This is a genomic window from Bradyrhizobium sp. S3.3.6 (assembly GCF_040546905.1).
Lineage (GTDB): Bacteria > Pseudomonadota > Alphaproteobacteria > Rhizobiales > Xanthobacteraceae > Bradyrhizobium > Bradyrhizobium cytisi.
The window spans coordinates 243,046-260,792 of record NZ_JBEPOT010000004.1 but is presented as its reverse complement, the minus strand read 5'-3'; the positions used below and the strand labels follow the sequence as shown (position 1 = coordinate 260,792).

The window sequence follows — 17,747 nt, the reverse complement described above, 5'->3', positions numbered from 1 at the left end:
GATGGAATTGAAGGTCACCACCCTCGAGGGCAAGGAAGCGGGCTCCGTCCAGCTCTCCGACGCCATTTTCGGCCTCGAGCCGCGCCAGGACATCATTGCGCGTTGCGTGCAGTGGCAGCTCAACAAGCGCCAGGCCGGTACCCACAAGGCCAAGGGCCGCGCCGAGATCTGGCGCACCGGCAAGAAGATGTACAAGCAGAAGGGCACCGGCGGTGCTCGTCACGGCTCGGCCCGCGTGCCGCAGTTCCGCGGCGGCGGTCGTGCCTTCGGTCCGGTGGTGCGTTCGCATGCCACCGACCTGCCGAAGAAGGTCCGTGCGCTCGCCCTCAAGCATGCGCTCTCGGCCAAGGCCAAGGACGGCGATCTCCTCGTGATCGACAAGGCCGCGCTGGAAGCCGCCAAGACCAAGGCGCTGCTCGGTCACTTCTCGGGTCTGGGCCTCACCAACGCGCTGATCATCGACGGCGCCGAGCTCAACAACGGCTTTGCCGCTGCGGCCCGCAACATTCCGAACATGGACGTGCTGCCGATCCAGGGCATCAACGTCTATGACATCCTGCGCCGTCAGAAGCTTGTTCTGACCAAGGCCGCCATCGATGCGCTGGAGGCGCGCTTCAAATGACGAAGAACATCGAGGCTCGCCATTACGACGTGATCGTCGCCCCGGTCGTCACCGAAAAGGCGACGCTGGCGTCCGAGCACAACAAGGTCCTGTTCAAGGTGGCCGCCAAGGCGACCAAGCCGCAGATCAAGGAAGCGATCGAGAAGCTATTTGACGTCAAGGTCAAGAGCGTCAACACGCTGGTCCGCAAGGGCAAGACCAAGGTCTTCCGCGGCAATCTCGGCTCGCAGTCGAACACCAAGCGCGCGATCGTGACCCTCGAAGAGGGTCATCGGATCGACGTGACCACCGGTCTGTAAGGTCGCACGACGATGGCACTGAAGAAATTCAATCCCACGACACCGGGCCAGCGCCAGCTGGTCATGGTCGATCGTTCAGCCCTCTACAAGGGCAAGCCGGTCAAGGCGCTCACCGAAGGCAAGCACTCCTCGGGCGGTCGCAACAACACCGGTCGCATCACCGTGCGCTTCCGTGGCGGCGGTCACAAGCAGACGCTGCGCATCGTCGACTTCAAGCGCGACAAGGTCGATGCGCCCGCGACTGTCGAGCGGCTGGAATACGATCCGAACCGCACCGCGTTCATCGCGCTGGTCAAGTACGAAGACGGCACCCAGGCCTATATCCTGGCGCCGCAGCGCCTGGCGGTCGGCGATTCCGTGGTGGCCGGCAACTATGTCGACGTGAAGCCGGGCAACGTCATGCCGCTCGGCAACATGCCGGTCGGGACGATCATCCACAACATCGAGGTCAAGATCGGCAAGGGCGGCCAGCTCGCCCGTTCCGCCGGCACCTACGCCCAGCTCGTCGGCCGCGACCAGGATTACGTCATCATCCGCCTGAACTCGGGCGAGCAGCGTCTCGTGCACGGCCGTTGCCGCGGCACGATCGGCGCGGTGTCGAACCCGGATCACATGAACACCTCGATCGGCAAGGCCGGCCGCAACCGTTGGCTGGGCCGCAAGCCGCATAACCGCGGCGTTTCGATGAACCCGATCGACCATCCGCACGGCGGTGGTGAAGGTCGGACCTCGGGCGGCCGCCACCCGGTCACCCCGTGGGGCAAGCCGACCAAGGGCAAGAAGACCCGCAGCAACAAGTCGACCAACAAATTCATTCTCCTAAGCCGCCACAAGCGGAAGAAGTAAGGAACGCCGGACATGGTTCGTTCAGTCTGGAAAGGCCCGTTCGTCGAGGGTTCTCTGCTCAAGAAGGCAGATGCCGCGCGCGCGTCCGGCCGTCACGACGTCATCAAGATCTGGAGCCGTCGCTCGACGATCCTGCCGCAGTTCGTCGGCCTGACCTTCGGCGTCTACAACGGCCAGAAGCACGTGCCGGTGGCCGTCAACGAGGAAATGGTCGGTCACAAGTTTGGTGAGTTTTCGCCGACCCGGACCTTCCATGGCCACTCGGGCGACAAGAAAGCCAAGAAGGCTTGAGGATTAAACGATGAGCAAACCTAAGCGCGAACGGAGCCTCGCCGAGAACGAGGCCAAGGCGGTCGCCCGGATGCTGCGGGTGAGCCCGCAGAAGCTCAACCTGGTCGCCCAGCTCATTCGCGGCCGGAAGGCTTCCGCTGCGCTCGCCGACCTGCAGTTTTCGCGCAAGCGGATCGCGGTTGACGTGAAGAAGTGCCTGGAATCGGCTATCGCCAATGCCGAGAATAACCACGACCTCGACGTCGACGATCTCGTCGTGGCGCAGGCCTTCGTCGGCAACGGCCTCGTGATGAAGCGCTTTGCAGCCCGCGGCCGTGGCCGCTCGGGCCGTGTCTACAAACCATTTTCGCAGCTGACGATCATTGTTCGTCAGGTCGAAGCCGAAGCAGCAGCGGCTTAAGGGTCGCAGGAGAAAACGATGGGTCAAAAGATCAATCCGATCGGTCTGCGTCTCGGCATCAACCGGACCTGGGATTCCCGCTGGTTCGCCGGCAAGCAGGAATACGGCAAGCTGCTGCACGAGGACGTCAAGATCCGCGAGATCCTGCACAAGGAGCTCAAGCAGGCGGCCGTCGCCCGCATTGTGATCGAGCGTCCGCACAAGAAGTGCCGCGTCACCATTCACTCGGCCCGTCCGGGCGTGGTGATCGGCAAGAAGGGCGCCGACATCGACAAGCTTCGCAAGAAGGTCGCGGACATCACCTCGTCCGACGTCGTCATCAACATCGTCGAAATCCGCAAGCCGGAGCTCGATGCGACGCTGGTGGCCGAGTCGATCGCGCAGCAGCTCGAGCGCCGCGTGGCGTTCCGCCGCGCCATGAAGCGCGCCGTTCAGTCGGCGATGCGTCTCGGCGCGGAGGGCATCCGCATCAACTGCTCGGGTCGTCTGGGCGGTGCGGAAATCGCGCGCATGGAGTGGTACCGCGAAGGTCGCGTGCCGCTGCACACGCTGCGTGCCGACATCGACTACGGCGTTGCGACCGCGTTCACGACCTTCGGCACCTGCGGCGTCAAGGTCTGGATCTTCAAGGGCGAGATCCTCGAGCACGATCCGATGGCCCAGGACAAGAGAATGGCCGAAGGCGAGACGGGCGGCGGTGGTGATCGTGGCGGCCGTCAGCGCCGTGACCACGCTGCGGCCTGACGCCAGCACAGAGAATTTGAGGGCTTGAAGCCATGATGCAACCTAAGAAAACGAAGTTCCGGAAGGCGCATAAGGGCCGCATTCACGGCGTTGCGACTTCGGGCGCGACGTTGGCGTTCGGCCAGTTCGGCCTGAAGGCGACCGAGCCTGAGCGCGTCACCGCGCGTCAGATTGAAGCCGCCCGCCGCGCGCTGACCCGCCACATGAAGCGTGCCGGTCGGGTCTGGATCCGGGTGTTCCCCGACGTTCCGGTGTCGAAGAAGCCCGCCGAAGTCCGCATGGGCTCCGGCAAAGGTGCGCCGGAATTGTGGGTCGCGCGTGTCAAGCCGGGCCGGGTGCTGTTCGAGATCGACGGCGTCAACACCCAGACGGCGCGTGAGGCGCTGACGCTGGCGGCCGCCAAGCTGCCGATCAAGACGCGCTTCGTCGAGCGCATTGCGGAGTAATGGCCATGGCCCAGATGAAGATCGAAGACATCCGCGCGATGAGCCCCGACCAGCAGGACGACGCCGTCCTGAACCTGAAGAAGGAGCGCTTCAACCTGCGCTTCCAGCGTGCCACCGGGCAGCTCGAGAACACCTCGCGCCTGCGCGAGGCCCGTCGTGACATCGCCCGGATCAAGACCGTCGCCGCGCAGCGCGCGAAGAAGAAGTAAGGGGCTAACGGATATGCCGAAACGTACTTTGCAAGGCGTGGTCGTCAGCGACAAGACTGCCAAGACCGTCGTGGTGCGCGTCGATCGCCGCTTCACGCACCCGATCTACAAGAAGACGATCCGCCGTTCGAAGAACTACCACGCGCACGACGAGAACAACGAGTTCAAGCCGGGCGATATGGTTTGGATCGAGGAATCGAAGCCGATCTCGAAGTTGAAGTCCTGGATCGTGATCCGGGGCGAGCACAAGAAAAGCGCCTGATCTGTTGGCCTTGGCCGACTGACTTCAGGGAAATGTTGAGCGCCGGCTAGGCTGGCGCAAAGAGAAGAGGACGAGGTGCATCAATGATTCAGATGCAGACCAACCTCGACGTGGCCGATAATTCTGGCGCACGCCGTGTCATGTGTATCAAGGTGCTCGGGGGCTCGAAGCGCCGCTACGCCACGATCGGCGACATCATTGTCGTCTCGATCAAGGAAGCGATTCCGCGTGGCAAGGTGAAGAAGGGCGACGTGATGAAGGCCGTCGTGGTGCGTGTCCGCAAGGACATCCGCCGCGCCGACGGCTCGGTCATCCGCTTCGACCGCAACGCCGCCGTCCTGATCAACAACCAGTCCGAGCCGATCGGCACCCGCATCTTCGGGCCCGTGCCGCGCGAGCTGCGTGGCAAGAACCACATGAAGATCATCTCGCTCGCGCCGGAGGTGCTGTGATGGCTGCGAAGATCCGCAAGGGCGACAAGGTCGTCATGCTGACCGGCCGCGACAAGGGTCGCACCGGCGAAGTGTTCGAGGTGCGTCCCGACGCCGGCACCGCGCTGGTGCGCGGCATCAACATGGTCAAGCGTCACCAGAAGCAGACGCAGGCCCAGGAGGGCGGCATCATCTCAAAAGAGGCGCCGGTCCAACTGTCCAACATCGCGTATGTCGGCAAGGATGGAAAGCCGACCCGCGTCGGATTCAAGATTCTGGCGGACGGCAAGAAAGTCCGCATCGCCAAGCGCTCGGGAGCTGAGATCGATGGCTGAGGCCGCTTACACGCCGCGCCTGCGCGCGGAATACGATGCGAAGATCCGCACGGAGATGACCGAGAAGTTCGGTTATGAGAACGTGATGCAGGTTCCGCGTCTGGACAAGATCGTGCTGAACATGGGCGTTGGCGATTCCGTCAACGACCGCAAGAAGGCCGAGACCGCCGCTGCCGAGCTGACCCAGATCGCCGGCCAGAAGGCGATCGTGACCTACTCGCGTATCGCGATCGCGACCTTCAAGCTGCGTGAGAACCAGCCGATCGGCTGCAAGGTCACGCTGCGCAAGGCTCGCATGTACGAGTTCATCGATCGCCTAGTGACGGTCGCGCTGCCGCGCGTCCGCGACTTCCGCGGCCTGAACCCGAAGAGCTTTGACGGTCGCGGCAACTACTCGCTCGGCATCAAGGAGCACATCATTTTCCCCGAGATCGACTTCGACAAGGTCTCGGAAGCCCGCGGTATGGACATCACCGTCTGCACCACGGCCAAGACCGACGAGGAGGCGAGGGCCTTGTTGACCGCTTTCAATTTCCCGTTCCGGCAGTGAGACGCTGACCTAAAGCCTCTCAAACGCGGATACCCAGGAGCCAAGCATGGCAAAGAAGAGTTCAGTCGAGAAGAACAACCGGCGCAAGCGGATGGTGAAGAACGCCGCCCCGAAGCGCGAGCGGTTGAAGGCGATCATCGCCGACAAGACGCTGCCGATGGAAGAGCGGTTCGCCGCGACCCTGAAGCTGGCGGAAATGCCGCGCAATTCGTCGGCCACCCGCATCCGTCTGCGTTGCGAGCTGTCGGGCCGCCCGCGCTCGAACTACCGCAAGAACAAGCTGTCCCGTATCGCGCTGCGCGACCTTGGCTCCAAGGGCATGGTCCCGGGCCTCGTGAAGTCGAGCTGGTAAGGAGGGTCGTTTAGATGTCTACGCACGATCCAATCAGCGATCTGATCACCCGCATCCGCAACGCGCAGATGCGTGCCAAGAGCAAGGTCTCCACGCCCGGCTCGAAGATGCGCGAGAACGTCCTCGAAGTGCTCAAGAGCGAGGGCTACATCCGCGGTTACGCCACGCTCGAGCACTCCTCGGGCCGCAGCGAGATCGAGATCGAGCTGAAGTATTTCGACGGCGAGCCCGTCATCCGCGAGATCGAACGTGTCTCCAAGCCCGGGCGTCGTGTTTACGCCTCGGTGAAGAACCTGCCGCGGGTCAATAACGGACTCGGTATTTCGGTGTTGTCGACGCCGAAGGGGATCATGGCCGACCACAGTGCGCGTGAAGCGAACGTGGGCGGTGAAGTCCTCTTCACGGTGTTCTGAGAAGGATTTTTGATCCATGTCACGTGTTGGCAAAAGGCCTGTTGCGGTGCCGTCCGGTGTGACCGCGACCGTGGACGGGCAGACCGTCAAGATGAAGGGGCCGAAGGGCCAGCTTCAGTTCGTCGTCCATGACGACGTCGAGGTGAAGCTCGAGAGCGGCCAGATCAAGGTGAACCCGCGGGTCGAGACCAATCGCGCGCGCGCCTTGTATGGCACCGCTCGCGCCCAGGTCGCGAATCTGGTCGAAGGCGTCACCAAGGGCTTCGAGAAGAAGCTCGAAATCACCGGCGTCGGTTATCGCGCCGCGATGCAGGGCAAGAACCTGCAGCTCGCGCTCGGTTACAGCCACGACGTGGTCTATGCGATCCCGGAAGGGATCACGATCACCGTGCCGAAGCCGACCGAGATCACGGTGACGGGCAGCGACATCCAGCGCGTCGGCCAGGTCGCCGCCGAGATCCGCTCTTATCGTCCGCCGGAGCCCTACAAGGGTAAGGGCGTGAAGTATGTTGGCGAATTCATCTTCCGCAAGGAAGGCAAGAAGAAGTAACGGAGCCGGTCATGTCCAAAGCCAAGGTTACAAATGCCCGGCGCAAGCGGAGTGTGCGGCTGAAGCTGCGCCGCTCCGGTGCTGGCCGCCCGCGTCTGTCGGTGTTCCGCTCGTCCAAGCACATCTATGCCCAGGTCATCGACGACCTGAAGGGCGAGACGCTGGCCTCTGCCTCGTCGCTCGAGAAGTCGATGCGCGACGGCGGCAAGACCGGCGCCGACATCGATGCGGCGAAGGCGGTCGGCAAGTTGCTGGCCGAGCGCGCCGCCGAGAAGGGCGTCAAGGAAGTCGTGTTCGATCGCGGCAGCTATCTCTACCACGGGCGCGTCAAGGCATTGGCCGACGCTGCGCGTGAGAGTGGGCTGAGCTTCTAACAGAATTTGAGGATTGAGGCGTAAGCCTCTGAAGGATTGGAAAAATGGCAGAACGCGAACAACGTGGTGGACGCGATCAACGCGGCGGACGTGACCGTCAGCAGCGCGAGGAGCGCGACAGCGAGTTCGTCGACAAGCTCGTCCACATCAACCGCGTGGCCAAGGTCGTCAAGGGCGGCAAGCGCTTCGGTTTCGCCGCGCTGGTCGTGATCGGCGACCAGAAGGGCCGTGCCGGCTTCGGTCACGGCAAGGCGCGCGAAGTGCCTGAGGCGATCCGCAAGGCAACGGAATCCGCCAAGCGCAACCTGACCCGCGTGTCGCTGCGCGAGGGCCGTACGCTGCATCACGACATCGCCGGCCGTCATGGCGCGGGCCGTGTCTATCTGCGTGCTGCTCCGGCCGGTACCGGCATCATCGCCGGCGGTCCGATGCGCGCCGTGTTCGAGACGCTCGGCGTCCAGGACGTGGTGGCGAAGTCGATCGGATCGTCGAACCCGTACAACATGGTTCGCGCGACCTTCGATGCGCTGAAGCACCAGGACAGCCCGCGTTCGGTCGCGGCGCGCCGCAACATCAAGGTGTCCACCCTCCAGGGTCGTCGCGTCGGCGGCGATGCCGAGGCGGCTGCGGACTAACGAACGCTTTTCGGAGTAGACCACGATGGCCAAGGCCGCAAAGACGATCAAAGTTGAGCAGACCGGCAGCGCGATCCGCCGCCATCACTCGCAGCGTTCGACGCTGATCGGGCTCAAGCTCAACAAGATCGGCCGCACCAGCGAACTGCCGGATACCCCGGCGATCCGCGGCATGATCGAAAAGGTTCACCATCTCGTTCGCATCGTCGACGAGAAGTAAAATTGCGCGCATGATCCCGAAAAGTGGATACCGGTTTTCGGGCCAGATCATGCGCAAAACACAAGGAGCAGGGCGATGAAGCTCAGCGATATCGCCGACAATGCCGGCTCGCGCAAGAAGCGTATGCGCGTCGGCCGTGGCATCGGTTCGGGCAAGGGCAAGCAGTCCGGCCGCGGCGGCAAAGGCCAGACCGCGCGTTCGGGCGTGCGCATCAAAGGTTTCGAAGGCGGCCAGATGCCGATGCATCGCCGTCTGCCCAAGCGCGGCTTCAACAACATCTTCCGCGTCGAGTACGCCGAGATCAATCTCGACCGGCTCCAGGATGCGGTCGATGCCAAGAAGCTCGACACCGGTAGCGTCGTGAACGTCGAGGCCCTGGTGAAGGCCGGCGTGCTGCGCCGCGCCAAGGGCGGCCTGCGGCTGCTCGGCCGCGGCGAGCTCAAGGCCAAGCTGAACATCGAAGTGCATGGCGCCTCGAAGACCGCGATTGAAGCGGTCGAGAAGGCCGGCGGTTCGGTGAAGATCCTGGCTCCTGCCAAGGAAGAGGGCGAGGCGGCGTAACAACTGCGTCATTGGCCTGCGCCTCGCGGGCCTTTGCGCATGCGGAACGATGGACTTATCGAAGCCGAAGCCCCAGATAATGTCCGGCGTCCGCTAAAATAGCCCGGCCGCGGGTATGACGGCGCAAAAGGCGGCGGGAGAAAGTCCAATATGGCCTCAGCAGCGGAACAACTGGCAGCCAACCTCAATTTCGGCGCGTTTGCCAAGGCCGACGAGCTGAAGAAGCGCATCTGGTTCACCCTGGGTGCGCTGCTCGTTTATCGGCTCGGGACCTACATCCCGCTGCCCGGCATCGATCCCAACATCTGGGAGCAGGTGTTCAAGTCGCAAGCCGGCGGCATCCTCGGCATGTTCAACATGTTCGCCGGCGGCGGCATCCACCGCATGGCGATCTTCGCGCTGAACATCATGCCGTACATCTCGGCCTCGATCATCATCCAGCTTCTGACCACCGTTTCGCCGCAGCTCGAGGCGCTGAAGAAGGAAGGTGAGTCCGGCCGCAAACTGCTGAACCAGTACACCCGCTATCTGACCGTGATCCTGGCCGCGTTCCAGTCCTATGGCATTGCGGTCGGCCTCGAGGGTGCCGGCAATGTCGTCAGCGATCCCGGCATGTTCTTCCGTCTGTCCACCGCGATCACGCTGACCGGTGGCACCATGTTCCTGATGTGGCTGGGGGAGCAGATCACCTCGCGCGGCATCGGTAACGGCATTTCGCTGATCATCCTCGCCGGCATCGTCGCCGAACTGCCCTCGGCGCTCGCCAACATGCTCGAGCTCGGCCGTCAGGGCGCGATGTCGACCGGCCTGATCCTGGTCGTGATCGTGATGGCGGTCGCCGTGATCGCCTTCATCGTGTTCATGGAGCGCGCCCAGCGCCGGCTTCTGATCCAGTATCCGAAGCGCCAGGTCGGCAACAAGATGTTCGAGGGGCAGTCCTCGCATCTGCCGCTCAAGCTCAACACCTCCGGCGTGATCCCGCCGATCTTCGCGTCCTCGCTGCTGTTGCTGCCGACCACGGTTGCGAACTTCAACGCGGGCAGTGGGCCGGAATGGTTCCAGTGGATCACGACCCAGCTCGGCCACGGCCGTCCGCTGTTCCTGATTCTCTATCTCGCGCTGATCGTGTTCTTCGCCTTCTTCTACACCGCTATCGTGTTCAACCCGACCGAGACCGCGGACAATCTGAAGAAGCATGGCGGCTTCATCCCGGGCATCCGTCCGGGCGAGCGCACCGCGGAATATATCGACTATGTGCTGTCGCGCGTCACGGTGCTCGGTGCGATCTATCTGGCGATCGTCTGCTTGATCCCGGAAATCCTGATCTCCTACGCCTCGGTGCCGTTCTACTTCGGCGGCACCTCGCTGCTGATCGTCGTCAGTGTCACCATGGACACGGTTGCGCAGGTGCAGGGCTATCTGCTGGCTCATCAGTATGAGGGCCTGATCCGCAAGTCGAAGCTCCGGGGTCGCCGCCGCTAAGCCGCGTCCTCTCGAGGCAGCACGCCTGTGCTGCCGATTCGCCGCGCGAGTCACGCGCGGCGCCCGCCGAGGTGATCAGCCAGTCATTCGGTCGCATCGGCAGAGCTGCTCTCACTGCAGCGCAATCACTGATTTCAAAGGCGTTCTTGGCGTCCGGGCATTTGCTCCCCTATGATATGGGTAGCGGTGCGGCGCCGATTATGGTTTGCACTGTTGTCAAACTTCAAACACAGGTGCGCGACGTATCGCTCACCAATCGGGGGGGCGTACGCCGATGAGAATTATCCTGCTGGGACCGCCGGGATCGGGCAAGGGGACCCAGGCGCAACTGCTGGTGCAGCGCTATGGCATCGTCCAGCTCTCGACCGGTGAGATGTTGCGTGCAGCCGTTGCAGCCGGAACGCCTGTCGGACTGAAGGCCAAGGAGATCATGGCCAGCGGCGGGCTCGTGCCCGACGATGTCGTGGTTGGAATAATCTCCGACCGCATCGATCAGCCGGACGCGAGGCACGGTTTCATCCTCGATGGTTTCCCGCGCACCGTGCCGCAGGCCGAGGCGCTGGACGAGCTTCTCAAGCACAAGCACATGAAGCTTGATGCGGTGATCGAGCTCCGCGTCAACGAGAGCGCGCTGCTGAGCCGCGTCGAGACCCGCGTCGCCCAGATGCGGGAGCGCGGGGAGGAGGTCCGGGTCGACGACACCCCGGAGGTGCTGACCAAACGGTTAGCGAGCTACCGCAGCCAGACGGAACCGCTGATTCACTACTATTCCGAGCGTCGGAAGCTCTCCACCATCGACGGCATGATGGCCATCGACGAGGTCACCCGCGCCATCCACCGCCAGCTCCTGGCGCTCGGCGCGGTCGAACCCAAATCCCATGGCAAGAGCTATGCGCGCAGCGCGGCCAAGGCGGCACCCGCCAAGACGGGGGCGAAGAAGGCCAAGGTAGCCAAGAAAGCAGCCCAAAAGCCGACGAAAACCGGCAAAAAGGCTGCCAAATCGGCTAAATCCGCCGAGAAGGCCGTGAAGGGCGCCAAGAAGGCGGCCAAGAAGACAGCCAAGAAAACGGTCAAAAAGGCCGCCAAAAAGGCCGTCAAGAAAGGTTCGAAGAAGAGTCCAAAAAAGGTCACGAAAAAGCGAGCCAAACGCTAGCGGCAGTTGACGAAAGCCCCCTGAATCCCTTAATAAGCCCCGCATCCAAGTCGGATAGTTTCAAACGATGCCGGGCCCCAGGAAGACTAGGGGTGGGCGTCGTGTTCGCGTTTGTGAACACCTGCCCGAGAAACACAAGCACTTAAAGCCCGATTCCTGACGAGGGATCGGCAACAGGAGAAGGCCGTGGCCCGTATTGCCGGCGTGAACATTCCGACCAACAAGCGCGTGCTGATCGCGCTTCAGTACATCCATGGCATCGGCGAGAAGATCGCTGGCGAGATCGTGGAGAAGGTGAAGATCCCCGCGGATCGTCGTGTCAATCAGCTCAGCGACGCTGAAGTGCTCCAGATCCGCGAAGTGATCGACCGCGACTATCTCGTCGAGGGCGATCTGCGTCGTGAGGTCGGCATCAACATCAAGCGTCTGATGGACCTCGGCTGCTATCGCGGCCTGCGTCATCGTCGCGGTCTGCCGGTGCGCGGTCAGCGGACCCACACCAATGCGCGTACGCGCAAGGGTCCGGCCAAGGCCATCGCCGGCAAGAAGAAGTAAACTGGCGAATAGGGTTTGGCGAATGGCGAGTGGGGAGGGTCCCTATTCGCCATTCGCTACTCACCATTCGCCTCCACAGGTGTAGCCGCTGGCATTACGGCGGCGTTTGAGATCTCCAGGAAAGGTAGTCTATGGGCAAGGAAGCCACCCGCGTTCGTCGTCGTGAGCGCAAGAACATCGCCTCCGGCGTCGCGCACGTGAACTCGTCGTTCAACAACACGACCATCACCATCACCGACGCACAGGGCAACACGATTGCCTGGTCTTCCGCCGGCACCATGGGCTTCAAGGGCTCGCGCAAGTCGACCCCGTATGCCGCGCAGGTTGCCGCCGAAGACGTGTCGAAGAAGGCGCAGGAACACGGCATGCGCACGCTGGAAGTCGAAGTCGCCGGTCCCGGTTCGGGCCGTGAGTCGGCGCTCCGCGCGCTGCAGGCTGCTGGCTTCACCGTCACCTCGATCCGCGACGTGACCACGATCCCGCACAACGGCTGCCGTCCGCGCAAGCGTCGGCGCGTCTGATACGAAGTTGCGGGCGCATCGTCGCCCGCGATGCTTTTTTTAAGAAGCCGCGGGTTTGATCTGCGGCCTTTCTCCAACGCCAGTATTTGAATTTTCAAATCGACTGGCCTGTATGGGTGAAACAGTGACGATCCAGAAAAATTGGCAAGAACTGATTCGGCCGAACAAGCTCCAGATTCAGCCCGGCAGCGATTCCTCCCGTTTCGCGACCATCGTCGCCGAGCCGCTCGAGCGCGGTTTCGGCCAGACGCTCGGCAACGCGCTGCGCCGCATCCTGCTCTCCTCGCTCCAGGGCGCGGCGGTGCAGTCGGTGCACATCGACGGCGTGCTGCACGAGTTCTCCTCGATCGCCGGCGTCCGCGAGGACGTCACCGACATCGTGCTGAACATCAAGGATATCGCGATCAGGATGCAGGGCGAAGGCCCCAAGCGCATGGTCGTGAAGAAGCAGGGCCCGGGCGCTGTCACTGCCGGTGACATCCAGACCGTCGGCGACGTCGTCGTGCTCAATCCCGACTTGCAGATCTGCACGCTCGACGAGGGCGCCGAGATCCGCATGGAGTTCACGGTTGCCACCGGCAAGGGCTACGTGCCCGCCGAGCGCAACCGTCCCGAGGATGCTCCGATCGGCCTGATTCCGGTCGACAGCCTGTACTCGCCGGTCCGCAAGGTCTCCTACAAGGTCGAGAATACCCGTGAGGGCCAGATCCTCGACTACGACAAGCTGACCATGACGATCGAGACCAACGGCGCGCTGACGCCGGATGACTCGGTGGCTTACGCCGCCCGCATCCTGCAGGATCAGCTCAACGTGTTCGTCAACTTCGAGGAGCCGCGCAAGGAAGTCGCCCAGGAGATCATCCCGGACCTCGCCTTCAACCCGGCCTTCCTCAAGAAGGTGGACGAGCTCGAGCTGTCGGTGCGTTCGGCCAACTGCTTGAAGAACGACAACATCGTCTACATCGGCGACCTCGTGCAGAAGTCGGAAGCGGAGATGCTCCGTACCCCGAATTTCGGCCGCAAGTCGCTGAACGAGATCAAGGAAGTGCTGGCCCAGATGGGTCTGCACCTCGGCATGGAAGTGCCGGGCTGGCCGCCGGAGAACATCGACGAGCTCGCCAAGCGCTTCGAGGATCACTACTAGGCGAATAGGGAATGGCGAATTGCGAATGGAAACAATTCGCTACTCGCCATTCGCTACTCACCACCACGGGCGAACGCAGGCAGCCCACCTGAGCAACATGTCCGACGAACCGTCGCGGCAGTTCATACGTTAAGGAATAGACATATGCGTCACGGCAAGGTTCATCGGAAGCTCAACCGCACCGCCGAGCATCGCCGCGCGATGTTCGCGAACATGTGCGCCGCGCTGATCAAGCACGAGCAGATCGTCACCACGCTGCCCAAGGCCAAGGAGCTTCGTCCGATCGTCGAGAAGCTCGTCACACTCGGCAAGAAGGGCGGGCTGTCGCTGCGCCGCCAGGCCATCTCCGAGATGCGCGACAAGGACCAGGTCAGGAAGCTGTTCGACGTGCTGGCGCCCCGCTACAAGGATCGCCAGGGCGGCTATACCCGCATCATCAAGGCGGGCTTCCGCTATGGCGACAACGCGCCGATGGCCGTGATCGAGTTCGTCGACCGCGACGTCGATGCCAAGGGCCAGGACTCCGGTCCGGTGCAGGCGAAGGAAGCCGAGGCGGCGTAAGCCGGCCGGTACTGAGTTTCGAGACAGCGGCGCCTTCGGGCGCCGCTTTTTTATGACGTGAGCGGTAGGGTGGGCAAAGGTGCGCTCTTCGCGCGCCGTGCCCACCATTCCATCCGCACGCCGTGCTGACATGGTGGGCACGCTACGCATTGCCCACCCTACAAGCGCGTCCTTGCGGCGATAGATCCTCACGCATCGGTGAGCGGCGATTGCACCCGCCAGAGCAGCGCACGATATCCGCTCCAACATCAACGGAGACGACGCATGAACATCGACCTTTCCGGAAAGACCGCCCTCGTGACCGGCTCGACCGCCGGCATCGGCCATGCCATCGCCAAGGGCCTCGCCGGCTCGGGCGCGAGCGTGGTGATCAACGGGCGCGGCCAGGACAAGGTCGATGCGGCCGTGCGCAAGCTGGAAGGGACGGGTGCCAAGGTGCGCGGCATCGCCGCTGACGTCTCGACCGCTTCGGGCTGCAAGGCGCTTGTGGCGGCACTGCCCGAGGTCGACATTCTCGTCAACAATGCCGGCATCTTCGAGCCAAAGGACTTTTTCGAGATTCCGGACGAGGACTGGAGCCGCTTCTTCGAGGTCAACGTCATGAGCGGCATTCGCCTGTCGCGCGCTTACCTGAAGGGAATGCTTAAGCGCAACTGGGGCCGCATCGTCTTCATCTCCTCGGAATCCGGGCTCAACATTCCCGTCGAGATGATCCACTACGGCACGACCAAGACCGCGCAGCTCTCGGTCGCGCGGGGTCTCGCGCAGCTCACCCGCGGCACCGGCGTCACCGTCAATTCCGTGCTGCCGGGTCCGACCATGTCGGAAGGCGTCGCGACCTTCGTGAAGGATCTCGCCAAGCAGAACGGTCAGTCGGTCGACGAAGCCGCGGCCAATTTCGTCAAGCAGCATCGCCCGAGCTCGCTGCTCCAGCGCTTCGCCAGCGTCGACGAGATCGCCAACATGGTGGTCTATGTCGCCTCGAAGGAGGCATCCGCAACCAATGGCGCGGCGCTGCGCGCGGAAGGCGGCATCGTCAACACCATCGCGTGAGGCCCGCCTGTGTCGGCCTATGTGATCTCCGAGGTGGAGGTACGCGATCAGGCTGCTATGGAGGTCTATCGCACGCTCGCGGCCCAAACCATCGCGCAATATGGCGGGTGCTATCTCGTCCGCGGCGGTCCGGCCGAAGTGCTGGAGGGCGGCCCGCCGCCCAAGACCATCATCATCGTGGAGTTTCCCTCGATGGCCCGCGCGCGCGAATGGTACGCCTCGCCGGAATATGCCGCGGCGCTGAAGCTGCGGCAGACGGCGCTGGAGCGGCGACTGTTGTTCGTCGAGGGCGTGATCCCGGCCTAGCTGGTCTGCCCACTTGCCGCTTCAATTCGGAGCGCGACCGGCTAAAACGGGGTTACATGCTCTGGCCCCTCTCGACCCGCCACAAACGCCTGTTCAGGCTGACATCCGCGCGATGGCAGCGGCGGGCGATCTTTCTGCTTGGCGGGATCGCCGTCGGCGCTGCGGCGGTGGCGCTGGCGCAGCTTGCCGATCTCGCCCAGCACGCCTTTGTGCTCCTTCTGGCCAAGTCGCGCTATGCCGTACTGGCGGTGACGCCGCTTGGCTTTATGCTATCGGCCTATCTGACCATCCGTCTATTCCCGAACGCGCAGGGCAGCGGCATTCCGCAGGCGATCGCCGCGCGGCATCTGACCGATCAGGCGGCGCGCGAGAGCCTGGTCTCGATCCGGATCGCGATCGGCAAGATGATCCTCACCCTGTTCGGGCTCCTGTGCGGCGGCTCCGTGGGGCGGGAAGGGCCGACCGTTCAGGTCGGCGCTTCCATCATGTTCGCGCTCGGCCGGGTCTCGCCACGCCGCCAGCCCGGGCTGATTCTGGCGGGTGCCGCCGCCGGCGTGGCCGCGGCCTTCAACACGCCGCTTGCGGGAATCGTCTTCGGCATCGAGGAGATGAGCCGCGCTTTTGAGACCCGTACATCCAGCCTCATCATTGCAGCCGTCATCGCGGCCGGCCTGACGTCGCTCGCTCTATCAGGTAATTACGCCTATTTCGGCAGCAGCGCGATGTCGCTGGCGCGTGGCGCCGACTGGCTGGCCGTTCCGCTTTGCGGCGTGGTCGGCGGCCTCGCGGGCGGCCTGTTCAGCCGCGTTGTCATCGCCATGGCGCGCGGTTTCAAGAACCCGCTCGGACGCGCGATCAAGGGCCACCCGCTCTGGTTTGCATTTGCTTGCGGCCTCGCTGTCGCGATTTGCGGCCTGATGTCGGGCGACACGATCTATGGCACGGGTTATGTGCAGGTGAGGGAGGCGCTGGATCACGGCACGCCGCTGCCGCGAGACTTTGGGGTTCTCAAGCTCCTGGCCACCACCTTTGCCGCGATCAGCGGTATACCGGGCGGCATCTTTTCGCCGTCGCTCGCCGTCGGCGCCGGGATCGGCAGCAATATCGCCGCGTTGTTCCACGACGCGCCGCTCGGTGCGATCATGCTGCTCGGCATGGTCTCGTATTTCGCCGGCGTCGTGCAGGCGCCGATCACCGCCTTCGTGATCGTGACCGAGATGACGGACAATCACGGCATGGTCGTGCCGTTGATGGCGGCCGCGCTGATCGCGCATTTCGTCTCGCGGATGATCTGCGAGGAGGGTATCTATCACGCGCTCGCCAAAGGCTTCGTCGTGCGGGCGACGCGTCCGCGTGAGGGGGAAGCAAGATGAGCCGTTTCTGGAGCAGCTTGACGCATGATTTGAAGCCCTACGTGCCGGGCGAACAGCCTCGCATCGCGGACCTGGTCAAGCTGAACACCAATGAAAACCCGCTCGGTCCCTCTCCGCGTGCGCTGGAGGCGATCCGCGACTCGGCAGCCGATACCCTGCGTCTTTATCCGGACCCGCAGGCGACCGCGCTGCGGGCCGCCCTGGCCACCTATCATGGTGTGAGACCCGAGCAGGTGTTCGTCGGCAACGGCTCGGACGAGGTGCTGGCCCATGCCTTCGTCGCCCTGCTGAAGCATGATGCCCCGCTGCTGTTTCCCGAGATCACCTACAGTTTCTACCCGGTCTACTGCCGGCTGTTCGGCATCGCCTACGAGACCGTGCCGCTCGACCAGGCCATGCAGATCCGCATCGCAGATTACCGTCGGCCGGCCGGCGCGATCATCGTCCCAAATCCGAACGCGCCGACGGGGATCGCGCTGCCTCGCGCCGAGATCGAGACACTGCTGGAGCAGCATCCGGATGTGCCTGTCGTCGTCGACGAGGCCTATGTCGATTTCGGCGCCGAGACCGCGATTCCGCTGGTTGCGTCCCATCGGAATCTCCTGGTCGTGCAGACCATGTCCAAGTCGCGCGCGCTGGCAGGGCTTCGGGTGGGATATGCGATCGGCGATGCCGATCTGATCGATGGGCTGACACGCGTGAAGGACAGCTTCAATTCCTATCCGCTCGGCCGGCCCGCTCAGGCCGGCGCCATCGCCTCGCTGGAGGACGAAGCCTATTTCCAGCAGGGCCGCGTTCGCGTGATCGAGGGCAGGGAGCGGCTGACCCGCGGACTGAAGCGAGCTGGCTTCGAGGTGCTGCCGTCCCTGGCCAACTTCGTCTTCGCGCGCCATCCCGCCCATGAGGGTGCCGTGCTCGCGGCAGCGCTGCGGGAGCGGGCGGTGATCGTTCGCCACTTTACAGCTCCCCGCATCTCGGATTTTTTGCGGATCACCGTCGGCACGGATGAGCAGATCGACCGGCTGTTGTCGGCCTTGTCGCGGATAGTGGCCTGACCGT

Annotated in this window: 29 protein-coding genes; all 29 read left to right on the top strand. The window is 63.5% G+C overall.

What is annotated here, in order from left to right; translation table 11 throughout:
* Position 1 precedes the first annotated feature (1 nt).
* The 29 genes from rplD (at position 2) to hisC (ending at position 17,743) form a co-directional block, all read left to right on the top strand.
* Positions 2-622: a 50S ribosomal protein L4 gene (gene rplD / locus ABID59_RS13940; RefSeq protein ID WP_011088150.1), complete on the top strand. Its 621-nt coding sequence runs from the start codon at positions 2-4 to the stop codon at positions 620-622.
* The gene (locus ABID59_RS13935) at positions 619-921 is read left to right on the top strand and encodes a 50S ribosomal protein L23 (protein ID WP_027535292.1); all 303 of its coding nucleotides are present in this window, start codon (positions 619-621) and stop codon (positions 919-921) included. The genes rplD and ABID59_RS13935 overlap by 4 nt, the downstream gene beginning before the upstream one ends.
* A gap of 12 nt (positions 922-933) precedes the next feature.
* On the top strand, positions 934-1,767 hold the full coding sequence (gene rplB / locus ABID59_RS13930) for a 50S ribosomal protein L2 (RefSeq protein ID WP_128951222.1): 834 nt from the start codon (positions 934-936) through the stop codon (positions 1,765-1,767).
* A 12-nt stretch (positions 1,768-1,779) separates the two neighbouring features.
* A complete protein-coding gene (rpsS, locus tag ABID59_RS13925; RefSeq protein WP_008136357.1) occupies positions 1,780-2,058 on the top strand; it encodes a 30S ribosomal protein S19 in 279 nt (92 codons plus the stop codon).
* A gap of 10 nt (positions 2,059-2,068) precedes the next feature.
* Positions 2,069-2,458: a 50S ribosomal protein L22 gene (gene rplV / locus ABID59_RS13920; protein ID WP_057745488.1), complete on the top strand. Its 390-nt coding sequence runs from the start codon at positions 2,069-2,071 to the stop codon at positions 2,456-2,458.
* Between the two features lie 18 nt (positions 2,459-2,476).
* Positions 2,477-3,202, top strand: coding sequence for a 30S ribosomal protein S3 (rpsC, locus tag ABID59_RS13915; protein WP_148750336.1), 726 nt, complete (start codon positions 2,477-2,479; stop codon positions 3,200-3,202).
* 32 nt (positions 3,203-3,234) lie between these two features.
* On the top strand, positions 3,235-3,648 hold the full coding sequence (gene rplP / locus ABID59_RS13910; protein WP_148750337.1) for a 50S ribosomal protein L16: 414 nt from the start codon (positions 3,235-3,237) through the stop codon (positions 3,646-3,648).
* 5 nt (positions 3,649-3,653) lie between these two features.
* Positions 3,654-3,857 (top strand): 50S ribosomal protein L29, encoded by a 204-nt coding sequence (gene rpmC, locus ABID59_RS13905; protein WP_354083751.1) that lies wholly within the window; start codon positions 3,654-3,656, stop codon positions 3,855-3,857.
* A 13-nt stretch (positions 3,858-3,870) separates the two neighbouring features.
* Positions 3,871-4,119 (top strand): 30S ribosomal protein S17, encoded by a 249-nt coding sequence (gene rpsQ, locus ABID59_RS13900; RefSeq protein ID WP_027535298.1) that lies wholly within the window; start codon positions 3,871-3,873, stop codon positions 4,117-4,119.
* An 83-nt stretch (positions 4,120-4,202) separates the two neighbouring features.
* Complete coding sequence (rplN, locus tag ABID59_RS13895) at positions 4,203-4,571, top strand: 50S ribosomal protein L14 (RefSeq protein WP_027535299.1); 369 nt, start codon at positions 4,203-4,205, stop codon at positions 4,569-4,571.
* Positions 4,571-4,885 (top strand): 50S ribosomal protein L24, encoded by a 315-nt coding sequence (gene rplX, locus ABID59_RS13890; RefSeq protein WP_027535300.1) that lies wholly within the window; start codon positions 4,571-4,573, stop codon positions 4,883-4,885. The genes rplN and rplX overlap by 1 nt, the downstream gene beginning before the upstream one ends.
* A complete protein-coding gene (rplE, locus tag ABID59_RS13885) occupies positions 4,878-5,435 on the top strand; it encodes a 50S ribosomal protein L5 (protein ID WP_148750338.1) in 558 nt (185 codons plus the stop codon). Before rplX ends, rplE begins: the two co-directional genes overlap by 8 nt.
* 46 nt (positions 5,436-5,481) lie before the next feature.
* A complete protein-coding gene (gene rpsN, locus ABID59_RS13880) occupies positions 5,482-5,787 on the top strand; it encodes a 30S ribosomal protein S14 (RefSeq protein WP_057745473.1) in 306 nt (101 codons plus the stop codon).
* 14 nt (positions 5,788-5,801) lie between these two features.
* The gene (gene rpsH, locus ABID59_RS13875) at positions 5,802-6,200 is read left to right on the top strand and encodes a 30S ribosomal protein S8 (protein WP_027535303.1); all 399 of its coding nucleotides are present in this window, start codon (positions 5,802-5,804) and stop codon (positions 6,198-6,200) included.
* A 16-nt stretch (positions 6,201-6,216) separates the two neighbouring features.
* A complete protein-coding gene (gene rplF / locus ABID59_RS13870) occupies positions 6,217-6,750 on the top strand; it encodes a 50S ribosomal protein L6 (protein ID WP_148750339.1) in 534 nt (177 codons plus the stop codon).
* Positions 6,751-6,761: 11 nt separating this feature from the next.
* A complete protein-coding gene (gene rplR, locus ABID59_RS13865; protein ID WP_027535305.1) occupies positions 6,762-7,124 on the top strand; it encodes a 50S ribosomal protein L18 in 363 nt (120 codons plus the stop codon).
* Positions 7,125-7,168: 44 nt separating this feature from the next.
* Complete coding sequence (gene rpsE / locus ABID59_RS13860) at positions 7,169-7,759, top strand: 30S ribosomal protein S5 (protein ID WP_148750340.1); 591 nt, start codon at positions 7,169-7,171, stop codon at positions 7,757-7,759.
* A 25-nt stretch (positions 7,760-7,784) separates the two neighbouring features.
* A complete protein-coding gene (gene rpmD, locus ABID59_RS13855; protein ID WP_148750341.1) occupies positions 7,785-7,979 on the top strand; it encodes a 50S ribosomal protein L30 in 195 nt (64 codons plus the stop codon).
* 75 nt (positions 7,980-8,054) lie between these two features.
* On the top strand, positions 8,055-8,540 hold the full coding sequence (rplO, locus tag ABID59_RS13850) for a 50S ribosomal protein L15 (protein WP_354036648.1): 486 nt from the start codon (positions 8,055-8,057) through the stop codon (positions 8,538-8,540).
* A gap of 150 nt (positions 8,541-8,690) precedes the next feature.
* Positions 8,691-10,022: a preprotein translocase subunit SecY gene (gene secY / locus ABID59_RS13845; RefSeq protein ID WP_148750343.1), complete on the top strand. Its 1,332-nt coding sequence runs from the start codon at positions 8,691-8,693 to the stop codon at positions 10,020-10,022.
* A 274-nt stretch (positions 10,023-10,296) separates the two neighbouring features.
* Positions 10,297-11,175: an adenylate kinase gene (locus tag ABID59_RS13840; protein ID WP_354083750.1), complete on the top strand. Its 879-nt coding sequence runs from the start codon at positions 10,297-10,299 to the stop codon at positions 11,173-11,175.
* 186 nt (positions 11,176-11,361) lie between these two features.
* Positions 11,362-11,730: a 30S ribosomal protein S13 gene (rpsM, locus tag ABID59_RS13835; RefSeq protein WP_148750346.1), complete on the top strand. Its 369-nt coding sequence runs from the start codon at positions 11,362-11,364 to the stop codon at positions 11,728-11,730.
* 131 nt (positions 11,731-11,861) lie between these two features.
* Positions 11,862-12,251, top strand: coding sequence for a 30S ribosomal protein S11 (rpsK, locus tag ABID59_RS13830; RefSeq protein ID WP_007603045.1), 390 nt, complete (start codon positions 11,862-11,864; stop codon positions 12,249-12,251).
* 112 nt (positions 12,252-12,363) lie between these two features.
* Positions 12,364-13,395, top strand: coding sequence for a DNA-directed RNA polymerase subunit alpha (locus tag ABID59_RS13825; RefSeq protein ID WP_148750347.1), 1,032 nt, complete (start codon positions 12,364-12,366; stop codon positions 13,393-13,395).
* Between the two features lie 144 nt (positions 13,396-13,539).
* On the top strand, positions 13,540-13,956 hold the full coding sequence (gene rplQ / locus ABID59_RS13820) for a 50S ribosomal protein L17 (protein WP_148750348.1): 417 nt from the start codon (positions 13,540-13,542) through the stop codon (positions 13,954-13,956).
* 264 nt (positions 13,957-14,220) lie between these two features.
* Positions 14,221-15,009, top strand: a complete 789-nt coding sequence (locus ABID59_RS13815) for an SDR family NAD(P)-dependent oxidoreductase (protein WP_354083749.1) — start codon at positions 14,221-14,223, stop codon at positions 15,007-15,009.
* A gap of 9 nt (positions 15,010-15,018) precedes the next feature.
* Entirely contained in the window at positions 15,019-15,315 is a 297-nt protein-coding gene (locus ABID59_RS13810) for a DUF1330 domain-containing protein (protein WP_354083748.1), read from the top strand.
* Positions 15,316-15,371: 56 nt separating this feature from the next.
* Positions 15,372-16,688, top strand: a complete 1,317-nt coding sequence (locus tag ABID59_RS13805; protein ID WP_354083747.1) for a chloride channel protein — start codon at positions 15,372-15,374, stop codon at positions 16,686-16,688.
* Positions 16,685-17,743: a histidinol-phosphate transaminase gene (hisC, locus tag ABID59_RS13800; protein ID WP_354083746.1), complete on the top strand. Its 1,059-nt coding sequence runs from the start codon at positions 16,685-16,687 to the stop codon at positions 17,741-17,743. Before ABID59_RS13805 ends, hisC begins: the two co-directional genes overlap by 4 nt.
* Positions 17,744-17,747 lie beyond the last annotated feature (4 nt).

Excerpts from the sequence above, each read along its gene's own strand:
- secY (WP_148750343.1), top strand. The coding sequence starts at position 8,691 with ATGGCCTCAGCAGCGGAACAACTGGCAGCCAACCTCAATTTCGGCGCG.
- ABID59_RS13815 (WP_354083749.1), top strand. The coding sequence starts at position 14,221 with ATGAACATCGACCTTTCCGGAAAGACCGCCCTCGTGACCGGCTCGACC.
- ABID59_RS13825 (WP_148750347.1), top strand. The coding sequence starts at position 12,364 with ATGGGTGAAACAGTGACGATCCAGAAAAATTGGCAAGAACTGATTCGG.
- rplX (WP_027535300.1), top strand. The coding sequence starts at position 4,571 with ATGGCTGCGAAGATCCGCAAGGGCGACAAGGTCGTCATGCTGACCGGC.
- rplN (WP_027535299.1), top strand. The coding sequence starts at position 4,203 with ATGATTCAGATGCAGACCAACCTCGACGTGGCCGATAATTCTGGCGCA.
- rplV (WP_057745488.1), top strand. The coding sequence starts at position 2,069 with ATGAGCAAACCTAAGCGCGAACGGAGCCTCGCCGAGAACGAGGCCAAG.
- rplR (WP_027535305.1), top strand. The coding sequence starts at position 6,762 with ATGTCCAAAGCCAAGGTTACAAATGCCCGGCGCAAGCGGAGTGTGCGG.
- rplF (WP_148750339.1), top strand. The coding sequence starts at position 6,217 with ATGTCACGTGTTGGCAAAAGGCCTGTTGCGGTGCCGTCCGGTGTGACC.
- rpsC (WP_148750336.1), top strand. The coding sequence starts at position 2,477 with ATGGGTCAAAAGATCAATCCGATCGGTCTGCGTCTCGGCATCAACCGG.
- rpsE (WP_148750340.1), top strand. The coding sequence starts at position 7,169 with ATGGCAGAACGCGAACAACGTGGTGGACGCGATCAACGCGGCGGACGT.
- ABID59_RS13935 (WP_027535292.1), top strand. The coding sequence starts at position 619 with ATGACGAAGAACATCGAGGCTCGCCATTACGACGTGATCGTCGCCCCG.
- rplD (WP_011088150.1), top strand. The coding sequence starts at position 2 with ATGGAATTGAAGGTCACCACCCTCGAGGGCAAGGAAGCGGGCTCCGTC.
- rplO (WP_354036648.1), top strand. The coding sequence starts at position 8,055 with ATGAAGCTCAGCGATATCGCCGACAATGCCGGCTCGCGCAAGAAGCGT.
- rpsH (WP_027535303.1), top strand. The coding sequence starts at position 5,802 with ATGTCTACGCACGATCCAATCAGCGATCTGATCACCCGCATCCGCAAC.
- ABID59_RS13805 (WP_354083747.1), top strand. The coding sequence starts at position 15,372 with ATGCTCTGGCCCCTCTCGACCCGCCACAAACGCCTGTTCAGGCTGACA.
- rplB (WP_128951222.1), top strand. The coding sequence starts at position 934 with ATGGCACTGAAGAAATTCAATCCCACGACACCGGGCCAGCGCCAGCTG.
- rplP (WP_148750337.1), top strand. The coding sequence starts at position 3,235 with ATGATGCAACCTAAGAAAACGAAGTTCCGGAAGGCGCATAAGGGCCGC.
- rpsQ (WP_027535298.1), top strand. The coding sequence starts at position 3,871 with ATGCCGAAACGTACTTTGCAAGGCGTGGTCGTCAGCGACAAGACTGCC.
- rpsN (WP_057745473.1), top strand. The coding sequence starts at position 5,482 with ATGGCAAAGAAGAGTTCAGTCGAGAAGAACAACCGGCGCAAGCGGATG.
- rpmC (WP_354083751.1), top strand. The coding sequence starts at position 3,654 with ATGGCCCAGATGAAGATCGAAGACATCCGCGCGATGAGCCCCGACCAG.
- rpsK (WP_007603045.1), top strand. The coding sequence starts at position 11,862 with ATGGGCAAGGAAGCCACCCGCGTTCGTCGTCGTGAGCGCAAGAACATC.
- rplE (WP_148750338.1), top strand. The coding sequence starts at position 4,878 with ATGGCTGAGGCCGCTTACACGCCGCGCCTGCGCGCGGAATACGATGCG.
- rplQ (WP_148750348.1), top strand. The coding sequence starts at position 13,540 with ATGCGTCACGGCAAGGTTCATCGGAAGCTCAACCGCACCGCCGAGCAT.
- rpmD (WP_148750341.1), top strand. The coding sequence starts at position 7,785 with ATGGCCAAGGCCGCAAAGACGATCAAAGTTGAGCAGACCGGCAGCGCG.
- ABID59_RS13840 (WP_354083750.1), top strand. The coding sequence starts at position 10,297 with ATGAGAATTATCCTGCTGGGACCGCCGGGATCGGGCAAGGGGACCCAG.
- hisC (WP_354083746.1), top strand. The coding sequence starts at position 16,685 with ATGAGCCGTTTCTGGAGCAGCTTGACGCATGATTTGAAGCCCTACGTG.
- rpsS (WP_008136357.1), top strand. The coding sequence starts at position 1,780 with ATGGTTCGTTCAGTCTGGAAAGGCCCGTTCGTCGAGGGTTCTCTGCTC.